This is a genomic window from Paraglaciecola sp. 2405UD69-4, assembly GCF_047525415.1.
In the GTDB taxonomy this organism is placed as follows: domain Bacteria; phylum Pseudomonadota; class Gammaproteobacteria; order Enterobacterales; family Alteromonadaceae; genus Paraglaciecola.
In genome coordinates, this window is the sequence record NZ_JBLIXM010000008.1 from 25,039 (window position 1) to 43,111 (window position 18,073).

Annotated in this window: 12 protein-coding genes; 1 reads left to right on the forward strand and 11 read right to left on the reverse strand. The window is 41.7% G+C overall.

Annotated elements, in window-relative coordinates; genetic code table 11:
- Positions 1 to 12: 12 nt before the first annotated feature.
- The 5 genes from urtE to urtA form a co-directional block, all read right to left on the reverse strand.
- The gene (urtE, locus tag ACMUMK_RS17915) at positions 13 to 708 is read right to left on the reverse strand and encodes an urea ABC transporter ATP-binding subunit UrtE (RefSeq protein ID WP_414702523.1); all 696 of its coding nucleotides are present in this window, start codon (positions 706 to 708) and stop codon (positions 13 to 15) included.
- Positions 708 to 1,517, reverse strand: coding sequence for an urea ABC transporter ATP-binding protein UrtD (gene urtD / locus ACMUMK_RS17920; RefSeq protein ID WP_414702524.1), 810 nt, complete (start codon positions 1,515 to 1,517; stop codon positions 708 to 710). The genes urtE and urtD overlap by 1 nt, the downstream gene beginning before the upstream one ends.
- Entirely contained in the window at positions 1,514 to 2,674 is a 1,161-nt protein-coding gene (urtC, locus tag ACMUMK_RS17925) for an urea ABC transporter permease subunit UrtC (RefSeq protein ID WP_414702525.1), read from the reverse strand. The genes urtD and urtC overlap by 4 nt, the downstream gene beginning before the upstream one ends.
- A complete protein-coding gene (gene urtB / locus ACMUMK_RS17930) occupies positions 2,674 to 4,305 on the reverse strand; it encodes an urea ABC transporter permease subunit UrtB (protein WP_414702526.1) in 1,632 nt (543 codons plus the stop codon). Before urtB ends, urtC begins: the two co-directional genes overlap by 1 nt.
- 208 nt (positions 4,306 to 4,513) lie before the next feature.
- The gene (gene urtA / locus ACMUMK_RS17935; protein WP_414702527.1) at positions 4,514 to 5,800 is read right to left on the reverse strand and encodes an urea ABC transporter substrate-binding protein; all 1,287 of its coding nucleotides are present in this window, start codon (positions 5,798 to 5,800) and stop codon (positions 4,514 to 4,516) included.
- 240 nt (positions 5,801 to 6,040) lie between these two features.
- Here urtA and ACMUMK_RS17940 point away from each other — a divergent pair, with 240 nt between their 5' ends.
- A complete protein-coding gene (locus ACMUMK_RS17940) occupies positions 6,041 to 9,445 on the forward strand; it encodes an ATP-binding protein (RefSeq protein ID WP_414702528.1) in 3,405 nt (1,134 codons plus the stop codon).
- Here the strand turns inward: ACMUMK_RS17940 and ACMUMK_RS17945 are convergent.
- From ACMUMK_RS17945 to ACMUMK_RS17970, 6 genes are all read right to left on the reverse strand, one after another.
- Positions 9,428 to 10,453: a HupE/UreJ family protein gene (locus tag ACMUMK_RS17945; RefSeq protein ID WP_414702529.1), complete on the reverse strand. Its 1,026-nt coding sequence runs from the start codon at positions 10,451 to 10,453 to the stop codon at positions 9,428 to 9,430. The genes ACMUMK_RS17940 and ACMUMK_RS17945 overlap by 18 nt on opposite strands.
- A complete protein-coding gene (locus ACMUMK_RS17950) occupies positions 10,428 to 11,210 on the reverse strand; it encodes a peptidyl-prolyl cis-trans isomerase (protein WP_414702530.1) in 783 nt (260 codons plus the stop codon). Before ACMUMK_RS17950 ends, ACMUMK_RS17945 begins: the two co-directional genes overlap by 26 nt.
- Before the next feature lie 53 nt (positions 11,211 to 11,263).
- Positions 11,264 to 12,751 carry an agmatinase family protein gene (locus ACMUMK_RS17955; protein ID WP_414702531.1) on the reverse strand — a complete coding sequence of 496 codons (1,488 nt, stop codon included), beginning with the start codon at positions 12,749 to 12,751 and terminating at the stop codon, positions 11,264 to 11,266.
- Between the two features lie 76 nt (positions 12,752 to 12,827).
- Positions 12,828 to 15,299: a TonB-dependent receptor gene (locus tag ACMUMK_RS17960; RefSeq protein WP_414702532.1), complete on the reverse strand. Its 2,472-nt coding sequence runs from the start codon at positions 15,297 to 15,299 to the stop codon at positions 12,828 to 12,830.
- A 191-nt stretch (positions 15,300 to 15,490) separates the two neighbouring features.
- On the reverse strand, positions 15,491 to 17,071 hold the full coding sequence (locus ACMUMK_RS17965; RefSeq protein ID WP_414702533.1) for a tetratricopeptide repeat-containing sulfotransferase family protein: 1,581 nt from the start codon (positions 17,069 to 17,071) through the stop codon (positions 15,491 to 15,493).
- Between the two features lie 13 nt (positions 17,072 to 17,084).
- Positions 17,085 to 17,978, reverse strand: a complete 894-nt coding sequence (locus ACMUMK_RS17970; protein WP_414702534.1) for a response regulator — start codon at positions 17,976 to 17,978, stop codon at positions 17,085 to 17,087.
- Between the last annotated feature and the right edge of the window lie 95 nt (positions 17,979 to 18,073).

Sequence of the window (18,073 nt, forward strand, 5' to 3'; positions counted from 1 at the left end):
AAATGGATTTTATTAAACTGCCAAATATTTACTGACCAGTTGGTCAGTTAAGTCGACCATAGGGCCAGATGAAATCACTTGGCCTTTTTCCATCAGTACAAATTCTTCGCCCACCGCCCGTGCAAAAGGCAACTTTTGTTCAACCAAAATAATGGTCATTCCTTGCTCTTTATTTAGTTTTAATAATACGTCACGAATTAACTGCACTATGTTGGGCTGAATACCTTCATTGGGCTCATCTAAAATAAGTACCTCAGGGTTTAATACTAAGGCTCGGCCAATAGCTAGTTGCTGCTGTTGACCGCCAGATAAATCACCGCCGCGCCTGTGCAGCATTTCTTTTAATACCGGAAACAATTTAAAAATATGCTCGGGAATCGTTTTGCTAGTTTGACGTTTACAGTTAAGGCTAACAGTTAGGTTTTCTGCAACGGTTAACTGGGGGAATATATGCCTACCTTGAGGCACATAGCCTATGCCAATTTCAGGGCGAAGCTCCACAGAGCTTTTACTAATGTCTTGGCTGCCATAGCTCAGTTTGCCAGAGCTTATGGGTAAAAGCCCCATTATGGTTTTAAGTAAAGTCGTTTTACCTACACCATTACGGCCCATAATACAGGTGCGTGAGCCGGGTTTGATGGCGAGGTCTAAGTCCCACAAAATTTGGGTGCCGCCGTATTTTTGGTTCACTGACTCTAGGGTGATCATTAGCCTTGCTCCTCACCAAGATAAACCTTAATAACATCTGGGTTAGATTGAATTTCAGACATTGTTCCCTCTGCTAGTACTGTACCTTGGTGTAATACCGAGACTTTTCTGGCAATAGAGCGCACAAAAGCCATATCGTGCTCAACCACTATTACTGAGTGCTTACCTGCTAACGAAGTGAGTAATTCTGCAGTGCGCTCGGTTTCTTGCCCTGTCATACCTGCTACAGGCTCATCTACTAGTAATACTCTTGGCTCTGCCGCTAATAACATACCTATTTCTAACCACTGCTTTTGACCATGAGACAATCTACCCGCTGGGTAATGGCACTCTGCAACTAAGCCAATGGTATGCAGTATTTCTGCAATTCGGTCTTTTTGTTCGCCGCTTAATTTATGAAACAAGGCTCGCCAAATGCCTTTATCGCCTTTTAGACTTAATTCGATGTTTTCAAATACGGTTAATTCTTCAAACACAGTGGGCTTTTGAAACTTACGGCCAATACCGGCTCTGGCAATTTCAGACTCGTCTAGTTGTAATAAGTCAACTTGCTGTCCAAAGCTCACCTTACCTGAATCTGGGCGTGTTTTGCCGGTTATCACATCCATCAATGTGGTTTTACCTGCGCCATTGGCGCCAATAAGGCAGCGCAACTCACCATCATTTATATATAAGTTCAGGTTGTTTAGGGCTTTAAAACCATCAAAGCTTAGGTTGACATCTTCAACATACAAGATCACCCCGTGGCGAGTATCAGGTACGATATTTTCGCTTGCTGTAAGTGGCGTACCGGCTTTATCTGTATTCATAGCTTTGCTCCTTTTTGCTGAGCATCAGGAGCATCTTTTTTTGTAATCAGTCTTCGCTTAATACTAGGTAATAAACCCGCAATTCCTTTAGGTAAAAGTAAGGTAACCAAAACAAATAAGCCGCCTAGGGCGAACAGCCATGCCTCTGGCATAATGGCGGTAAATCTGGTCTTTGCATAGCTCACCAACACTGCGCCAATAATAGCCCCATATAGTGAATTTCTGCCACCAACTGCCACCCAGATAACCATTTCGATAGAGTTAAGAGGTGAAAACTCCCCCGGGTTAATAATGCCTACTTGGGGCACATATAAAGCGCCAGCTAATCCAGCTAACATGGCAGATACTACAAAAATCCACACTTTGTAGTGCTCGGGTTTGTAACCAACAAAACGTACGCGGCTTTCGGTATCACGTATGGCGGTAACCACTCGGCCCATTTTTGAGTTAACTATAAAATGGCAAATAGCGTAGGCGATACATAGGATAATTGCGGTGGCAATAAACAAACCTAACTTGGTACTGGGTGATTGCAATGAAAAGCCAAAAATCTCTTTAAAGTCCGTTAACCCATTGTTGCCACCAAAGCCCATTTCGTTGCGGAAAAACGCCAGCATTAAGGCGTAAGTCATGGCTTGGGTCATGATTGACAAATACACCCCACTAACTCGGGAGCGAAATGCCAAGCTACCAAATATGAAAGCTAATAACCCCGGCCCTAAAAACACCATGCAGACCATCCACAATATGCTATCTGAGCCTGCCCAAAACCAAGGCAGCTCAGTCCAATTCAAAAACACCATAAAATCCGGTAAGTCTGGATTGCCGTATACGCCACGGTCACCAATTTGGCGCATTAGGTACATGCCCATTGCATAGCCACCTAAAGTAAAAAATGCGCCGTGCCCTAAGCTCAAAATACCGCAGTAACCCCACACTAAGTCAACAGCTAGAGCTAACAGGGCGTAGCATAGATATTTACCTAACAAGCTTACCGTATAGTCACTCACATGAAATGCAGAACCTTCAGGGAAGAGCAAGTTACCTAAGGTCACTAACACTGTGGTTATGAGCAATATACCTATGGTTAGGTGCAGTGGGTTCTTGCTACTAAACAAAGAATTAATTTTATTTGATTCTGATACCTGAGTCGTCATTAGTCTGCCGCCCGCCCTTTCTGTGGAAATAGCCCTTTAGGTCTTTTTTGAATAAACAACACTAAGCCAACTAAAACAATAATATTAGCGAGTACTGAACCGGTAAGAGGCTCTAAAAACTTGTTAGTTAACCCAAGTGACATGGCGGCCACTAATGTTCCCCATAAATTGCCTACCCCGCCAAATACCACCACTAGGAACGAATCGATAATATAGGCCTGACCAAGATTAGGCCCAACGTTAGTAAGCTGACTGAGCACCACACCAGCGATGCCCGCAATACCAGAGCCAAGACCAAAGGTTATGGCGTCTACCCAGTCACTTTTAATACTCAATGCCCGTGCCATATCTCGGTTTTGTGATACAGCTCTTACGTGTAATCCTAAAGATGACTTTTTCAAGATAAGCAGCAGTGAAACAAACACCATAATCGAGAACAAAATTATGTATAAGCGATTATAGGTGAGTGAGAATATAGGGTTAATTTGCCATGAGCCACTCATCCATTCAGGGCTAATTACCTGGCGATTTAAAGGTGAAAACACAGTGCGCACTAATTGCTGTAGAATCAAACTGATGCCAAAGGTAGCAAGCAGGGTTTCCAGTGGCCTGCCTTTTAGAAAACGTATCACACCACGCTCTATTAAAATTCCCACTAAACCAGAAACCAAAAAGGCTGCGGGCACCGCAATCAACAATGAATATTCAATAATGGATGGAAACGCTATTTGAATTACATAAGTGGTGTAAGCCCCCAGCATGATCATTTCGCCGTGGGCCATGTTAATTACCCCCATGACACCAAAGGTAATGGCCAGCCCAATTGCTGCCAGCAATAACACTGAACCAAGACTCAAACCAAAAAATATATTTTCAATAAAGCCATAAAAACTAGCTTGGCTTTCTATGCTATCTAGGGTTTGCTGCAAGGCTAATTTTAATGATGCTTGCTGTTCTGTTAAATCATCTTCTTGTAGGTTACTTAGTAGGTTGACTACAGTATTTTTAACTGCCGGTTGCAGCGAGCCACTCAAAGTATTCAGAGCTGTTATTTGCTCTGATATTTCACCATCTCTGAGTTGCTGCAACGCCATAGTTGCTTGCATAAGCTCTTGCACTTCTTGGTCAGGTTCTTTGTCTATTAATTCACTTATGGTGGCAGTAGAGGCTTTGGTGGGGGAGTCTAGTAACTGTTTAACCGCTTGCAGTCTTACCTCTTTATCGTCATCTGTTAGGTCTATTTTAGCAATCAAACTACGTAAGCTGCTGCGTAATCTATTATTGGTTTTTACTTTAGATATTTTAGATTTTTTTACTACAGAAACAGGCTCAGTCGTTAAAGCATCCGTTAATTGGTATTGCCTGTTTTCAGTTTTCACAGCTTGTACTAACTGCTTGTTGGCCTTGATGTAGTAAAGCTCACCATCCAACATTAATTGCAATATGTGACGGGTTTTCACATCTTTTACTTGGGCTATTTTTTCGATAAGTGGACCCATAGCCCGCAATTTAGTGCTAGGTAACTGCTCTAACAGGGGGGGGAGAGCCGTGCTTGAACTGCTATCTGTTTGCAAGGCATGACCTTGACTAGATAGGATCAACAAAAAAAATAATGAAAATATTCTGCCCATAATTTTTCCTTTCCCCAAATAAAAGTGTCCAGCTCAAACTTAAAAGTTACAAGAGCTGAACGACCAGGGACTTTGAGTTAATGCTGCCCATGACACAGTCATAATATTCATAAAACGTAATGGGCCACTTAACATAAACAAAAATGGGAGGTGCAAATTATAGGGCCTTACTTTGGCGCACCAATACCCTCCCAATAACGACACTAATTTAGAAGTTTTGACCTGAACATTTAGCGGTTTTCACGTCAAAGTTGCCGCAGCTTACTGGCGCTGTCCAGTCAGAAATTAGGTTTTTAGAGCTAGGTAGGTAATCAGACCAAGCATCACCAATTACAGTGTCTGGCGTTTCCCATACCACTTCAAATTGACCGTCTTCTTGAATCTCTCCAATCAATACAGGTTTAGACAAGTGGTGGTTTGCATTCATCACAGCCGTACCGCCTGTTAAGTTAGGCACAGCAACGCCTATCATGGCTTGTTCAACTTCATCAACGTCAGTGGTGCCTACTTTTTCAACGGCTTTAGCCCACATTTGGAAACCAATATAGGTGGCTTCCATTGGGTCGTTAGTCACGCGATCTTCGTCACCAATGTATTCTTGCCAGCTTTCGATGAACTCGTCGTTTTCGTCTGACTCAACACTTTGGAAGTAATTCCAAGCGGCTAAGTGACCAACGAGCGGGGTGGTATCGAAACCAGATAATTCCTCTTCACCTACAGAGAAAGCAACAACTGGAATATCTTCAGCCGAAATACCTTGGTTTCCCAATTCTTTATAAAAAGGAATATTTGCATCACCGTTGATCGTTGATACCACAGCTGTTTTCTTACCAGCTGAGCCAAACTTTTTAATGTCGGACACGATACCTTGCCAATCAGAGTGACCAAATGGCGTGTAATTAATCATTATGTCTTCTTTTTTAACGCCTTTAGCCAATAGGTAAGCTTCTAGAATTTTATTTGTGGTCCGCGGATAAACATAATCTGTGCCTGCCAACACCCAGCGCGTAGCACCAATATCATTCATTAAGTAATCAACTGCAGGTATAGCTTGCTGGTTTGGCGCGGCGCCTGTGTAAAATACATTTTTAGACGATTCTTCGCCTTCATATTGAACGGGGTAAAACATTAAGCCGTTTAACTCTTCAAGCACAGGTAAAGCGGATTTACGAGACACTGATGTCCAGCACCCAAAAATAACGTCAACCTTGTCTTTAGCCAATAACTCTCGGGTTTTTTCAGCAAACAAAGGCCAGTTAGAAGCTGGGTCAACCACTACAGGTTCAAGCTTTTTGCCCAATAAGCCGCCTTTTTTGTTTTGCTCGGCAATCATCATCAACACAGTATCTTTTAAGGTGGTTTCACTGATGGCCATAGTGCCAGATAATGAATGTAAAACGCCTACCTTGATGGTGTCTTCTTCACCTTGGGCGACGCCATAAAACAATGAGCTTAAAATGATACTGCTTGTGGTAATAAACTTTCTTAATTTCATATGAATTCCTCACTGGAAGGTAGAAGCTAGTCTACTCAAATGGGTTATTGCTTTGATAATGGTTAGATTATTGCGGTATAACAAACTAAAAGACATGAGTTAAATTACGTAGGCGTAGCGCTCTTTATCCCTATGGCGGGTGATTGCAGGAAAATTTAAACTTACCAACACGTATCGTTATGGAGTTTAACCTGCAACCCGTTTATGGTGGAGCCTGCTATTAATAGAAGTAACCCTAAGATGAAGCCCAAAGCGCAACCAAGCAATCACGCAGGAACAAGCAGACGTATTTACACAAAACTCGTTGCGAACGAAATGATTGAAGATTTCGCACTCCGTTACACCTCAAGACGGGCCCGTAAATGGTCATATTCAAAACTTGCCATCACAGCATTGGGCATAGTGTCTTTTATGGTGTTAGAAGCCATAGGCGGAGCAATTACCCTTAATTATGGGTTTACTAATGCAGCTTGGGCAATTTTAGCCTTAGTGGTAGTGGTATTTATAAGTGGTTTGCCCATTAGCTATTATGCTGCCCGGTATGGAGTAGATGCTGACCTACTCACCAGAGGAGCCGGATTTGGGTATTTAGGCTCCACCATTACCTCTTTAATTTATGCTTCTTTTACGTTTATTTTCTTTGCATTAGAAGCCGCCATCATGGCCATGGCCTTATTTTTATGGCTAGATATTCCCCTATCGTTGGGGTACGCCATAAGCGCTTTAGTGGTGATCCCTTTAGCTTCCCACGGCATTACCAATATCAGTCGCTTCCAAATTTGGACACAAACCATATGGATAGTATTACAACTTATCCCACTGCTTTATGTCTTTAATCACCCAGAAAGTAGCTTTAAAGAGTGGATAACATTTGAAGGCGACGCGGGTGCGCCAGGTAGCGAGTTTAATATTCTACTGTTTGGTGCTGCATCTGCTGTTTTGTTGTCATTAGTGGCACAAATAGGCGAGCAAGTTGATTTTCTACGATTTTTGCCCTCAAGAGCCGATGGCGCTAAACCAGTAAAATGGTGGGCTGCCGTTGTTTTAGCAGGGCCAGGCTGGGTTATTTTTGGTGCAGCTAAATTATTCTTAGGGTCGTTTTTAGCATACTTTGCACTACAACAAGGGGTTGCTAGAGACTTAGCCAACGATCCCGCCCATATGTATCAAATTGCCTTTGGTTATATATTTAATGACCAGTCTTTAAGTATCGCTGTGGCGGCAATATTTGTCATTTTATCGCAGCTTAAGATTAATGTTGCTAATGCCTACGCCGGATCTCTTGCTTGGTCTAATTTTTTTAGTCGCTTGACTCATCATCACCCAGGCCGGGTGGTGTGGATGGTTTTCAATATCTTGATTGCGTTACTTTTAATGGAGCTGGGCGTATATCAAACCATTGAGAGTATGCTGCAAATTTATTCGGTATTGGTTTTAGCTTGGTTAAGCTCAGTTGCCGCCGACTTAATTATAAATAAGCCTTTAGGTCTAAGCCCTAAGCACATTGAATTTAGGCGCTCTAAGCTCTACGACATCAATCCTGTGGGCATTGTTTCTATGGTGATTGCATCTGCTGCTGGCTTTTGTGCCCATTCAGGTATGTTTGGAGAGCTCACCCAAGCACTTGGCTCGTATGTAGCCTTTGTGATCCCTTTTATCACTGTCCCTGTTATTGGCTATATTACCGGCGGAAAATATTACCTAGTTAGCGAAGAAAATGAGCCTAATATCGAGATCGTCTCACAGGATACCCCAGCGCAAAAAACCTGCTTTAGCTGTGAAAATGAGTTTGATCTAGAAGACATGGCCTTTTGCCCTGCCTATGGGAAGTCTATCTGTTCGTTATGTTGCTCGTTAGATGTTAGGTGTGGGGATAAATGCCGTGAAACAGCAACCTTTACTGCACAAGTAAGGGCGGTATGCCGTAACTTCTTCAGCGAAAAAACCACACAAATTTTATCAAACTCCGTGGCCCAATGGGCCTTTTTAACAGTTTTATTGGGTAGCATAATTGCTGCTGTGCTGTTATTAATTTACAAGCAAATGCCTGATGCTGATCCAGAGTTAGATGCGGTATTTACCTCTTTGCTGATGAAAACCTTTTTCTTTATTTTAATTATTGTTGGGGTGATAAGTTGGTTGTTTACCCTTGCTCGCACCAGTACTCGAGCGGCATTAAAAGAATTAAGAGAACAAACATCGGCACTGGCGGCAGAGGTAAGCGCCCACGAAAAAACCACAAAAGCTTACCAACTAGCTATGACCACTGCAGAGTCTTCAAGCCAAGCGAAAAGCCGGTACCTTGCTGGGCTAAGCCATGAACTTCGCACCCCTTTAAATGTGTTACTTGGATACGCTCAGCTATTAACAAAAGATGCTTCTTTAGCTGATGATACCGCCATGGCAATCAAAACCATAAGGCGCAATGGTGAGCACTTAGCAGACCTAATCGAAGGTGTTTTAGAGGTATCTAAAATTGAAGCAGGACGGCTTTATGTACACAGGGATGAAATTCAACTGCGTCCCTTACTCGAACAACTAGTGAATATGTTCAAACTTCAAGCCGTATCTAAAGGCTTGGACTTTCAATACGACTTTCCTAGCTACTTACCAGACTATGCAACGGGTGATAAACAAAGGTTGCGCCAAGTTTTAATTAACATTATTTCTAATGCCATTAAATTTACGACAAAGGGCTATGTGCGCTTTACCGTTGAGTACAAAAACGAAGTGGCCCACTTTAGTGTTACAGATACAGGCTGTGGCATTTCTGAACAAAACCTAGAACAAATATTTAGGCCCTTTGAGCGAGTATCAGAAACTGAAAGCTCAACAACGGGTACAGGCTTAGGTTTAACCATATCAAGGGGCTTAGCAGAAGTGATGGGCGGTGACATTTCTGTAAAAAGTACCCTTAATGAAGGTAGCGAATTCAAATTAAGTTTGTACTTACCTAAACTTGTTGTATTTAAAAAAGAAGTCATAGCACAAAAGACTATCAAGCAATACACAGGGGCCCCAAAAACCATATTGATAGTAGATGACGAAGCCGGTCAGCGAGATTTAGTGAATGATATATTACAGCCAATTGGCTTTACCGTTATCAAAGCCGACTCCGCTTTCAGTGCTATGTCAGCCCTAAATACGCACACTATAGATTTAATCTTGCTAGATTTAAAAATGCCCGGAGTCAATGGTTGGCAAGCGGCCAAGCAATTTAGAGAGGCTGGATTTACGCAGCCTATAGTGATTATTTCAGCCAATGTTCGTGATCTAGAAGTATCAAATACTGTTTTAGGGCAGCATAACGACTACCTAGTTAAACCCTTTGCAATTAATGCGCTACTAGAGAAAGTAGGGTATTGGCTTAAACTCACTTGGGAATACGAAGAGGACCCCACTTCAGAGCAAAATCAAACAAGTAGTGCCAAGGAAAACGGTAAATTAGCAGGCTTAAACCAATATAAAGCCCTGAAAGTACTGGCCGAGATAGGGTATTTGTCTGGCTTTACCAGTAAGCTTAATACTATCCATCAGGAGTTTGACTTTCCTGATGGTGTATATCAAGAACTCAAAGAGTTTGCTCAGCAGTGCCAGTTTAAAAAGATAAACGAGAAGTTAGAAACTTTAATAGAGAGCCTCTAATCCAAAGCCTGCAACACGCTCAATGGCCCAGTACATGCCTAAAGCACCAACAAAATAAAGTGATGTGAGTCTAGTATAGGAGCCTAGCTTTTGATGGCTAACAACCTTTTTTAAGGCAACTAAACACAAAATAAATAAGACTTGCCCGACTTCTACGCCAATATTAAAACTAGCAAGTGACACGCCTATGGCCTCAGGTGACATACCTAAATCAGACAGCGCACTGGCAAAGCCTAAGCCGTGTATCAAACCAAATAGCAACACGGTAACAAAAGAGCTTGAGTTGAATTTATTATTGCCTGTTGAGCCCTTAGATAAAGCTTCTGAGGCCATAAGTACGATCGACAAAGCGATTAACACTTCAACCGGCGCAATAGGGATCACCACAACTTGATAGTAAGCCAAAACTAGGGTTAAGGAATGTCCTACGGTAAAGAGTGTAATTAATTTAAATAACCTATATCCAGAAGCCAATAAACAGAGACACAATACAAAAGCTAGATGATCCCAACCAAACCATATGTGCAACATGCCTTGCCATATATATTCTTGAACTGTTTGCCCTAAGGTTAACGCAACAGTACTCACTTTTGACAAAGGCACCACCATGGCCGAGTTGCCGCCGCTTAGTAAGATAGGCTCAGCATCTTGGTTATTTGCCGAAAACAAGCGAGCACCATCTAGAGCCCAAGGAGTGCTGATACTGGCGTCATCATTAAATGCTTGTGTGCAGCTAAAATTGTAATTTAGCTGAAGTTGATTCCCGAGGGTTTGTCTATCGAATTGTTTAACGACACAAGATTCAGGCAAAACCAAGTCCGTTTGTCTGGCTACGTCTTTTGGGATCATTGCTGTAAATTGGTAGCTTAGTGGCCCTTCACTTTGCGTGATCCTAAATTCTGCAGTATTAAACACATCAGCACTAGCCCCATTTAGGGCACCAAAATATAAACAAAGAGCAGCAAAAACCAGTTTAGTGAAGTTATTTAACATGTTGAATAACTTCATATTTATCGCCTAGATTTTGAATATATCCGTGTATTTTGTTATTCAACATATCTACATTGTAATCGTTACTGACCTGCATTCTAGATTGTTCAAAGGTTAAAGGCCTAACCTCTTGATAATCGAGTACTGTGATAAAATGCCAGCCCAACATGGATTTTATTGGACCAATCCAAGTATTCATGTCGGCCTTTTCTATTTCTGCTAAAAAAGCTTGTCCAAACATGCCCCTTATCATGCTGATACCATAATCTGGTAGCAGTCGGCCTCGCCAAAACTCGTCACCTAGTATTTCTTCTCCTCCCTGAATTTTTTCAAGTAATTGGGCTTGAGGCTGCTCTTCAAAAAACACATGTTGAAAACTATAAGCGGCTTCAATTTGGTAGTTTTGGATATTTTCTAAATAGTATTGCACCAGCTCAGTTTCAGTTGGCTCAGATAAAGCACCGGTAAGCTGGTATTGCATAGCCTCAATTAACAGCTCCCTTACTTCGCCACTATTAAGGTGTAATCCCGCTTCTAACGCTTCTCTAAATAAGATTTCCTCTCGAATATAGTCTTGCTCTATTTTAGCTACATCTTCCTTTGTTGCTTTTGTTCCTGTGAGCATTTCAAGTTGTTCGGTAAACATAGCTCTATTGGTGGCATTAAGCTCAACAGGTACTTGTGCTGAACCACTAAGGTAAGCTTCTAGCGCAAACACAGCTGCACCTACCAGCACAAAGATAACGAGGGGCATGCGTATGATTTTTTTAAACATATTCTATTGTTACTCTAAGTTAACGTAAGGTTTTTAACATATTATTCAACTGGTTAGCGCTTATCAGGCGTTGCATATTGCGAATCAATTGATTCCGCTAGCCCTTGGGCCTTGGCTTTTTCTCCAGCCATGGGCTGCATGTGCTCTGTGGTTAACTCAGAAAGATAATCACCTTCGGTTATACCTTGGTGGCGCATGGCAATACCCGTTAAGCAAGCTTGCATAATGAAGTTTGCATTCAGGGCCGAGCGATAGGTGGAGTCAAGCAGTGGGTCTAGCTCTACAATTTCGAACCCTACCATTTCATTTTCAGTACATAAGGCTCTAACAATAGGAATGGCTTCTCGCATTGTTAAGCCTCCGGGGACAGGCGTACCAGTACCGGGCACAAATGCTGGGTCAAGTACGTCTACATCAAAGGATATAAATAGTTTTTTGCCCCCCTCTCTGGCTTCTGAGATAACGGTTTTCATGACGGTTTCCCAGCCCTTTTTCTCAACTTCTGCCATAGTGTGATAGCGCATACCATTGTTGCGCATCCACTCAAAGCCTTCCGGCCCGGGCCAAGCACCACGTAATCCTACTTGAATGAAGTTTTCGGCCTTAACATGGCCTTCTTTTACGGCACGGTAAACCGGTTGTCCGTGAGTGAGCCAGTGAGGGTAGTTTTTACCTGCATCATAATGAGAATCAAAATGTACGACTCCAAAGCTTCCTTTGCCGTGAACATCAGCTAGACCTGCTATATCTGGATACTCCAGGCTATGGTCACCCCCTACAATGAAGGGAATAGCACCTGTTTCTGCGATTTCTTTTACGCGCTCTCTTACGTGGCGCACCGAAATCTCTGTGCTCATGTTATCAATAGCAATATCGCCATAATCGACGATGCTTAAGATTTTACTTGGGTTGATCATGGTATTCATATCAACACCGCCACTGTAATACCCTGTGCGCATAGCTTGAGGCCCGAAGCGTTGGCCTCGATAGTAAGATCCCATATCAAGGGGCGCGCCCACTATGGCAACATCCACATTACCTGCAATTAAATCTTCTGGGTAAATCGCAAGAGGCGCTCCAGCAAAAGTTTGTACTCCAGAGTGTCTATTGTTTACATAACGACTAAGATGAATTGGCCCAGGCTCTCGCTTGGGGTTTAAACTAGCTGGGCGTTCTACTTTCCAACTATTGAAAAAAGGAGATTCTGTATTTAACGGAATTGACGCCATATCCGTTTCTGGATTGAATTTGTTTGCGTTAGCAACCGCAATCATACCATCTAGATATGCTTCAATTTCTTTAGGCGTTTTGCCTCGCATCGCTTCATAAAATCTATCCACAGTCCCAAGCAAGCTAGTCGGCAATGAGGAGTCGAGAATACTTAGCTTTTCTGCTGGAATATCTTTTGTTTTATTTTCAAACCATGCTGGTGTATTTGTTTCTTCGTTAGCCTTAGCATTAACACTTGTTATATGAACAGCGTTTAAATAGATGCCTAGTGTCATGACTGCAATATGGGGCAGAAACTTGATAGGTTTCATTGGATTTCCTTGGGGTTTCTGTGGGACAAAATCAAAAAATGCGGGTTACCCCGCATTTTTCGTTTTTTAAATAAGCTTACATTTCAAAGGTATATTTAAACTTCAAGCCTACTGTACGAGGTGTATTGATATAGTGTCCGTAACCTCTGGTTAAATCGAACCTATTCTGGTTGATTTCCTGACCTAAACCAATTTGACTAAGATCACCACGGACCGAAGTATAGGCGTACTTATCGAACAAGTTGTTGATGTAGAAAGTCACAGACCAATCATCGTCAGATAATTTAGCTGACACATTACTCAAAGCATATCCTGGTAATACTTCACCGTCGTCCTTGAGGCCAACTTTAGAGTACACGTCACTTTGAGCGGTTAGCCCGTAGGTTAGATCTAAGGCTTTACCCATAACTTCGCCGTTATACACTAAACCAAAGGCAAATGAGCTTTCTGGAGAGCCGGGTAAACGATCACCATCGGAACCGTCGTACCAATACTGAACATCCTCATCAAATACACCAAATAAGAATGGCGCATCAGCGGTTAACTCCGCTTTTGCATAAGAATAAGTTGCATAAGCAGACAAGCTATCGCTAAAGGTAGCTCTAGTTGAAATCTCAACCCCTTTGGCATTTGCCCCTTCCGCATTTGCAGTATAACCAACCGAGCCATTTATTGTTGCTCCATTAACCTGTGCATCATTCCAATCTACATTAAATAAAGCGGCATTCAGGTAAAACTTGTTCTTAAACCATGCGGTTTTAATACCAAGTTCATAGTTAACTGTGGTGTCTGCCGAGTACAATTGTTCATTTGGTAGCGCACAAATAATCTGAGTGTCGATTTCGTCAATATTGTCTGGGCAAGCGGCGATATCATTTGCACCACCAATTCTGAAGCCTTCACTTACAGTGAAGTAACCCAATACGTCGTCAGTAAACTGATAACTGGTATTAAACTTAAAAAGATTACCATCGTCTTCTGCATAAACAGACTCAAAATCAAACTCTAGGGAGTCTGGGTCACGACCTAAGAAAGTTGTATAAAATAGTGGTAGATCGACTGCGGAAGACGCTGACACTTCATACCAATACTTCCTTAAACCAAGAGTCACGTTCCACTTATCAGAAATTTCGTAGCTTAGCTCACCAAAGACGGCTTTTTCAGTGACTTCACTATTGCCTTGAGAATAATATTCGATTGAATCTGGGCGTAAAAAGCCTCCTGCTTCCCAAACATCTATGGCAAATTCATCAAATCCTGGTGCATATTCAATACTATAGCTGTCAACTTCATTTTTATTGTAATAGCCACCCACAATCCAGCTCAATGGGCCATCACTAGTTGATACTAAGCGTAGCTCTTGAGTAAATGTATCTCTGTTTGATGCATCTTCAGTGTAAGCAGCAAACGAAGGGAACTCTTCATAGCCATAGCTCAGACGAATAAGTAAGTCTGTTTGGTCACGGTTACCAATAGTTTCAGTGCCGGTGATACCTGTGGCGGATACTAGTTCAGCAAAGCCAAGATCAGCTTTTACTTCTAAACTTAGTAAATCGGTAGTTCGCTCAAAGGGTTCTAAGTAACGATATGCAGATTCGTATTTACCTATTTGCCCATACAACTCACTTTCAGAAGATAAGGAGTTGTATTGTGAAATATTACGGCCTTCCAACTCTTGGTTTTGATAGAAATAGGTTAATGTGGTGTCTAGCCATTCAGTTGGCAGCCAGCGCAGTGCTGCACGCGTCGTTAGGTTTTTCTCACCATTGGCGTCTTTAACCGAAGTTAAATTAGCAGCAACATCTTCTGGATCATCCCAGTCAGGATCAGGCAAAGATACACCTGGCTCTCTAACCAGGTAGTTGTAATCAATAAAACCTGGGTCATTTAAATAGTTAAGTGACATACGAAAGCCAAGTTCATCTGATATTAATGGTACGTTTACAACAAACCCGCCTTCAGCACCTAGGCTATCACTTTCTGCAGTTTGAGAAATATCGCCAAAAATTTCTAAGCTTGTCATATCCAACTCTACTGGAGATGGTATATAACGTATTGCCCCCCCTAGAGTACCTGCTCCATACAGGGTTCCTTGTGGACCAATCAATACTTCAACACGCTCTATATCTATTAAACGCATATTCACGAGAAGCGGAATTTCACCCACGTAGGTCGCTACCGTACCACCATTTGAACCAGGGCCAGAAGAGTTGGTATTTAACCCTCGGACAATAATAGGTGCATTAGAACGCCCACCTTGGTCAGTAATGGTTAAACCGGGTGTCCACTTTGCAATATCTTCAAGTTCGCTAATATCTTGCTGTTCAATTAAGTCTGGAGTAAGTGCCGAAATATTAATAGGCACTTCCTGGATAGAACCAGAACGGCGGGTTGCGGTTACTTGAATAGTCTCTATAGCTGTATCAGCTACTGGCGCTGTCTCTTGGGCGTGCACTGCTGTGCTCGCTAACATTCCACTTATGGGCAATAAAGCAAGGTGGATTGCAGTAGCAATTTTGCTAGGTTTACTTCTCGTGTTTTTGTCCATGTGTATGTCTCTTTTAGTGCGGTTGAAATCGGGTTTTAATACGCAGAAAAACCAAACATCATCTGGCTGAGGCACAACCAAAATGCGTATTTTTATTATTATTTTCTTCTACTTGAGCATTATGTAGACAAGTTTACAACTTGAGAAGTCGCGTTATTCCCATGGGACATACGTCATTTGACGTAGGTTAATTATTTAACCAGAACTTGTTCAATATCAGTAGTATAGGGATGATATCGACGCCAACGGTCGATAGACTTTTGATTAATTGGCTCTCTAACTTGCATTTTACTAGCGGTAGAAACAGGAGACTGATTGCTTTGAACTTCTAAGCATTGAGGCTGCCAAGCAAGATCGCAAAAATCAATTAATTTGGGTATTTCAATTTGTGGGTTTGTGACTAGCTCTTCGTATTTCACTAGCTTGGTATTAGCTTTATCTACTTGGGCCCAACAAGATATCCAAGATTCAAACTCTTGATAGAACCAAGCACAATCATCAAGGCTTTGAGTGTAATGATAGTGAGGATTTCGAATAGAAAATAACTGCCTAAAATTACCTACACAGGTGTCCATTGGGTTACGAAGTAAACAAATGATTTTTGCGTTAGGGAAAGCCCGCCTGATGAAAGGCAGGTAGAAAAAGTTAAAGGGGAGTTTATCTACAAAGTGCCCTTTATTATTACCGATGTGGGCGGTTCTGCTTAAATAAGTTTGAGCGATAGCGGCGTAATTGATATCAGATACCGACTTAAAAACCTCTTTGTTTAATACAGATTGAGAAGCTGTATTTGTTAATTGCTTGAGTATAAGGCTAAAGTCTTCTAACTCGCCCCCAGAGGTCACTTGGCTGTGATTAGATAAAATTCGTTCCACTAAGGTGGTCCCAGATCTAGGCATACCCACTACAAAAATTGGGCGAGGTTTATTAGTACTATCTAGTGGGTTTACGCCCCCAGCTTTTAGTGTTGAGTGTAGGCCTTCAAAAATTTCTTTATCTACAGTGCGGTCGTAAGGAATTGCCTTTGCTTTTAGTTGTTTAGCCTGTAGGAGTGTGGCAAATTCTAACTGATATTTTTTCTGCTTTTCGTACTCTTTTGCTAAGGCATGACTTAAGTGCATACTCGCTTCAATGGGTACCTCACGCTGGCTAGTTTCAAGCTCTGCAAGCATAGTTTTTAACTGCCGAATATGCTCTTCTATTTCATCCCCAGTGGTTAGGTCAGCTATGGCAAAATGAGCTTGATGGTAGTCTGGTTTTAAGGCGAGAGCTTGTTTTAAGGCACCATGAGCTTCTTTGTTCTCGCCACAAAATTTTGCGGCAACACCATAGTTATATAAAGTTTCGGGGGTTGCTTTGATGCCATTGGCTTTTCTAAAGCACTTTAACGCCTGAGAATGAACTCCTACCCGGCTCATGATTACCCCTAGGGTATCAAGCTCATAAAACGAAGTGAGTTTAGTAATATCCACTGTATTACCAATGGCAATAACAGCATCTGATATACCTAATAATGAATAACTTTTTGCCAACTCAATACGGTATTTAGCTATGTCGGCTATTTGTATGGCTCGCTTTAGCAGCTCAGCCGCCTTATTATACTGGTGGATTTGCGTGTTAATAAGGGACAATAAGTAATAAGCCTGATGATAATTAGGCTGAATATTCAGTATTTCGACACATTGTCTGTGTGCCGCTTCAATATTATTTTCTTGAAAAGCAGAAAAGGCACTTTGGTATTTAGAGGTTATTAAAGCTTGGTTAGTGGCCATGCAAAGTCTTATTTTATTCTTCTGCGAGTATGCGAATGGCGATACCCGCTGCGGTTGTTCTGTTTTCAACACCTAATTTTGCAAATACTTGTTCAAGGTGTTTGTTAACCGTTCGAGAGCCAATATTAAGAATAAGCGCTATTTCCTTATTACTTTTACCATTTGATAACCAATACAATACCTCTGATTCTCGGTTAGTAATATTAAGCTCAGCCTTGAGTTTATCTTCACCTGACATTTTTTCGACAAAATGACTAATACGAAAGGTGCAATCACCGTTATCTAACCTAGCGACGAGAGACAACTCACAAGCCCCTTCTTGATGTTCAAGCTTATACACTTCACCTATTGGCTTGTTATCATTAGCAATTTGAGTCACAAAAGGAATTAGGTTATCGCTTAACCAATCATCTGAGTGGGGAATGTTAGATAAAAAATTATGGGTTTGCGGCGTAGCCCATAATAGTTTTCCTTCAGGGCTAATAGAAAATAACCTTTGCCCAATACTATCAAGGGCTTTTTGGGCGCTAGAAGTAATTTGTGCATTACCAATATGTCTTTTTATGCGGGCAATCAACTCTTCAGGATTAACGGGCTTAGTTACATAGTCCACGCCACCAGCATTCAAACCTTTAAGGATATTTTCCGAATCTTTTAACCCTGTCATAAACACCACAGGAATATGATTTAAAGCACGATTTTGTTTGAGCTTAATGCAGGTTTCAAAGCCATCCATTTTGGGCATGACAGCGTCAAGCAAGATGATATCTGGCTTAATTTGTTCGGCGATGACAATCGCTTGACTTCCTTCAAGGGCAACAAGTGTGCTGATCCCTTCTTTTTCTAAAATATCATTAATTAAACTTAATGAATCAGGCGAATCATCTACAACAAGAACTGTATACATACACCTCCAAGATACACTTACTAAAACGTTGAATACATGTCAGCTAACTAAAGCTATCTATTTGATAAAACTGTACCCTAAAAAACACCCAATAA

Bases quoted from the DNA above. Each gene is read 5' to 3' on its own strand.
- ACMUMK_RS17950 (WP_414702530.1), bottom strand. From the start codon at position 11,210: ATGTTTAAAAAAATCATACGCATGCCCCTCGTTATCTTTGTGCTGGTA.
- ACMUMK_RS17960 (WP_414702532.1), bottom strand. From the start codon at position 15,299: ATGGACAAAAACACGAGAAGTAAACCTAGCAAAATTGCTACTGCAATC.
- urtE (WP_414702523.1), bottom strand. From the start codon at position 708: ATGATCACCCTAGAGTCAGTGAACCAAAAATACGGCGGCACCCAAATT.
- ACMUMK_RS17970 (WP_414702534.1), bottom strand. From the start codon at position 17,978: ATGTATACAGTTCTTGTTGTAGATGATTCGCCTGATTCATTAAGTTTA.
- urtB (WP_414702526.1), bottom strand. From the start codon at position 4,305: ATGGGCAGAATATTTTCATTATTTTTTTTGTTGATCCTATCTAGTCAA.
- ACMUMK_RS17955 (WP_414702531.1), bottom strand. From the start codon at position 12,751: ATGAAACCTATCAAGTTTCTGCCCCATATTGCAGTCATGACACTAGGC.
- urtC (WP_414702525.1), bottom strand. From the start codon at position 2,674: ATGACGACTCAGGTATCAGAATCAAATAAAATTAATTCTTTGTTTAGT.
- urtA (WP_414702527.1), bottom strand. From the start codon at position 5,800: ATGAAATTAAGAAAGTTTATTACCACAAGCAGTATCATTTTAAGCTCA.
- ACMUMK_RS17965 (WP_414702533.1), bottom strand. From the start codon at position 17,071: ATGGCCACTAACCAAGCTTTAATAACCTCTAAATACCAAAGTGCCTTT.
- ACMUMK_RS17945 (WP_414702529.1), bottom strand. From the start codon at position 10,453: ATGAAGTTATTCAACATGTTAAATAACTTCACTAAACTGGTTTTTGCT.
- ACMUMK_RS17940 (WP_414702528.1), top strand. From the start codon at position 6,041: ATGAAGCCCAAAGCGCAACCAAGCAATCACGCAGGAACAAGCAGACGT.
- urtD (WP_414702524.1), bottom strand. From the start codon at position 1,517: ATGAATACAGATAAAGCCGGTACGCCACTTACAGCAAGCGAAAATATC.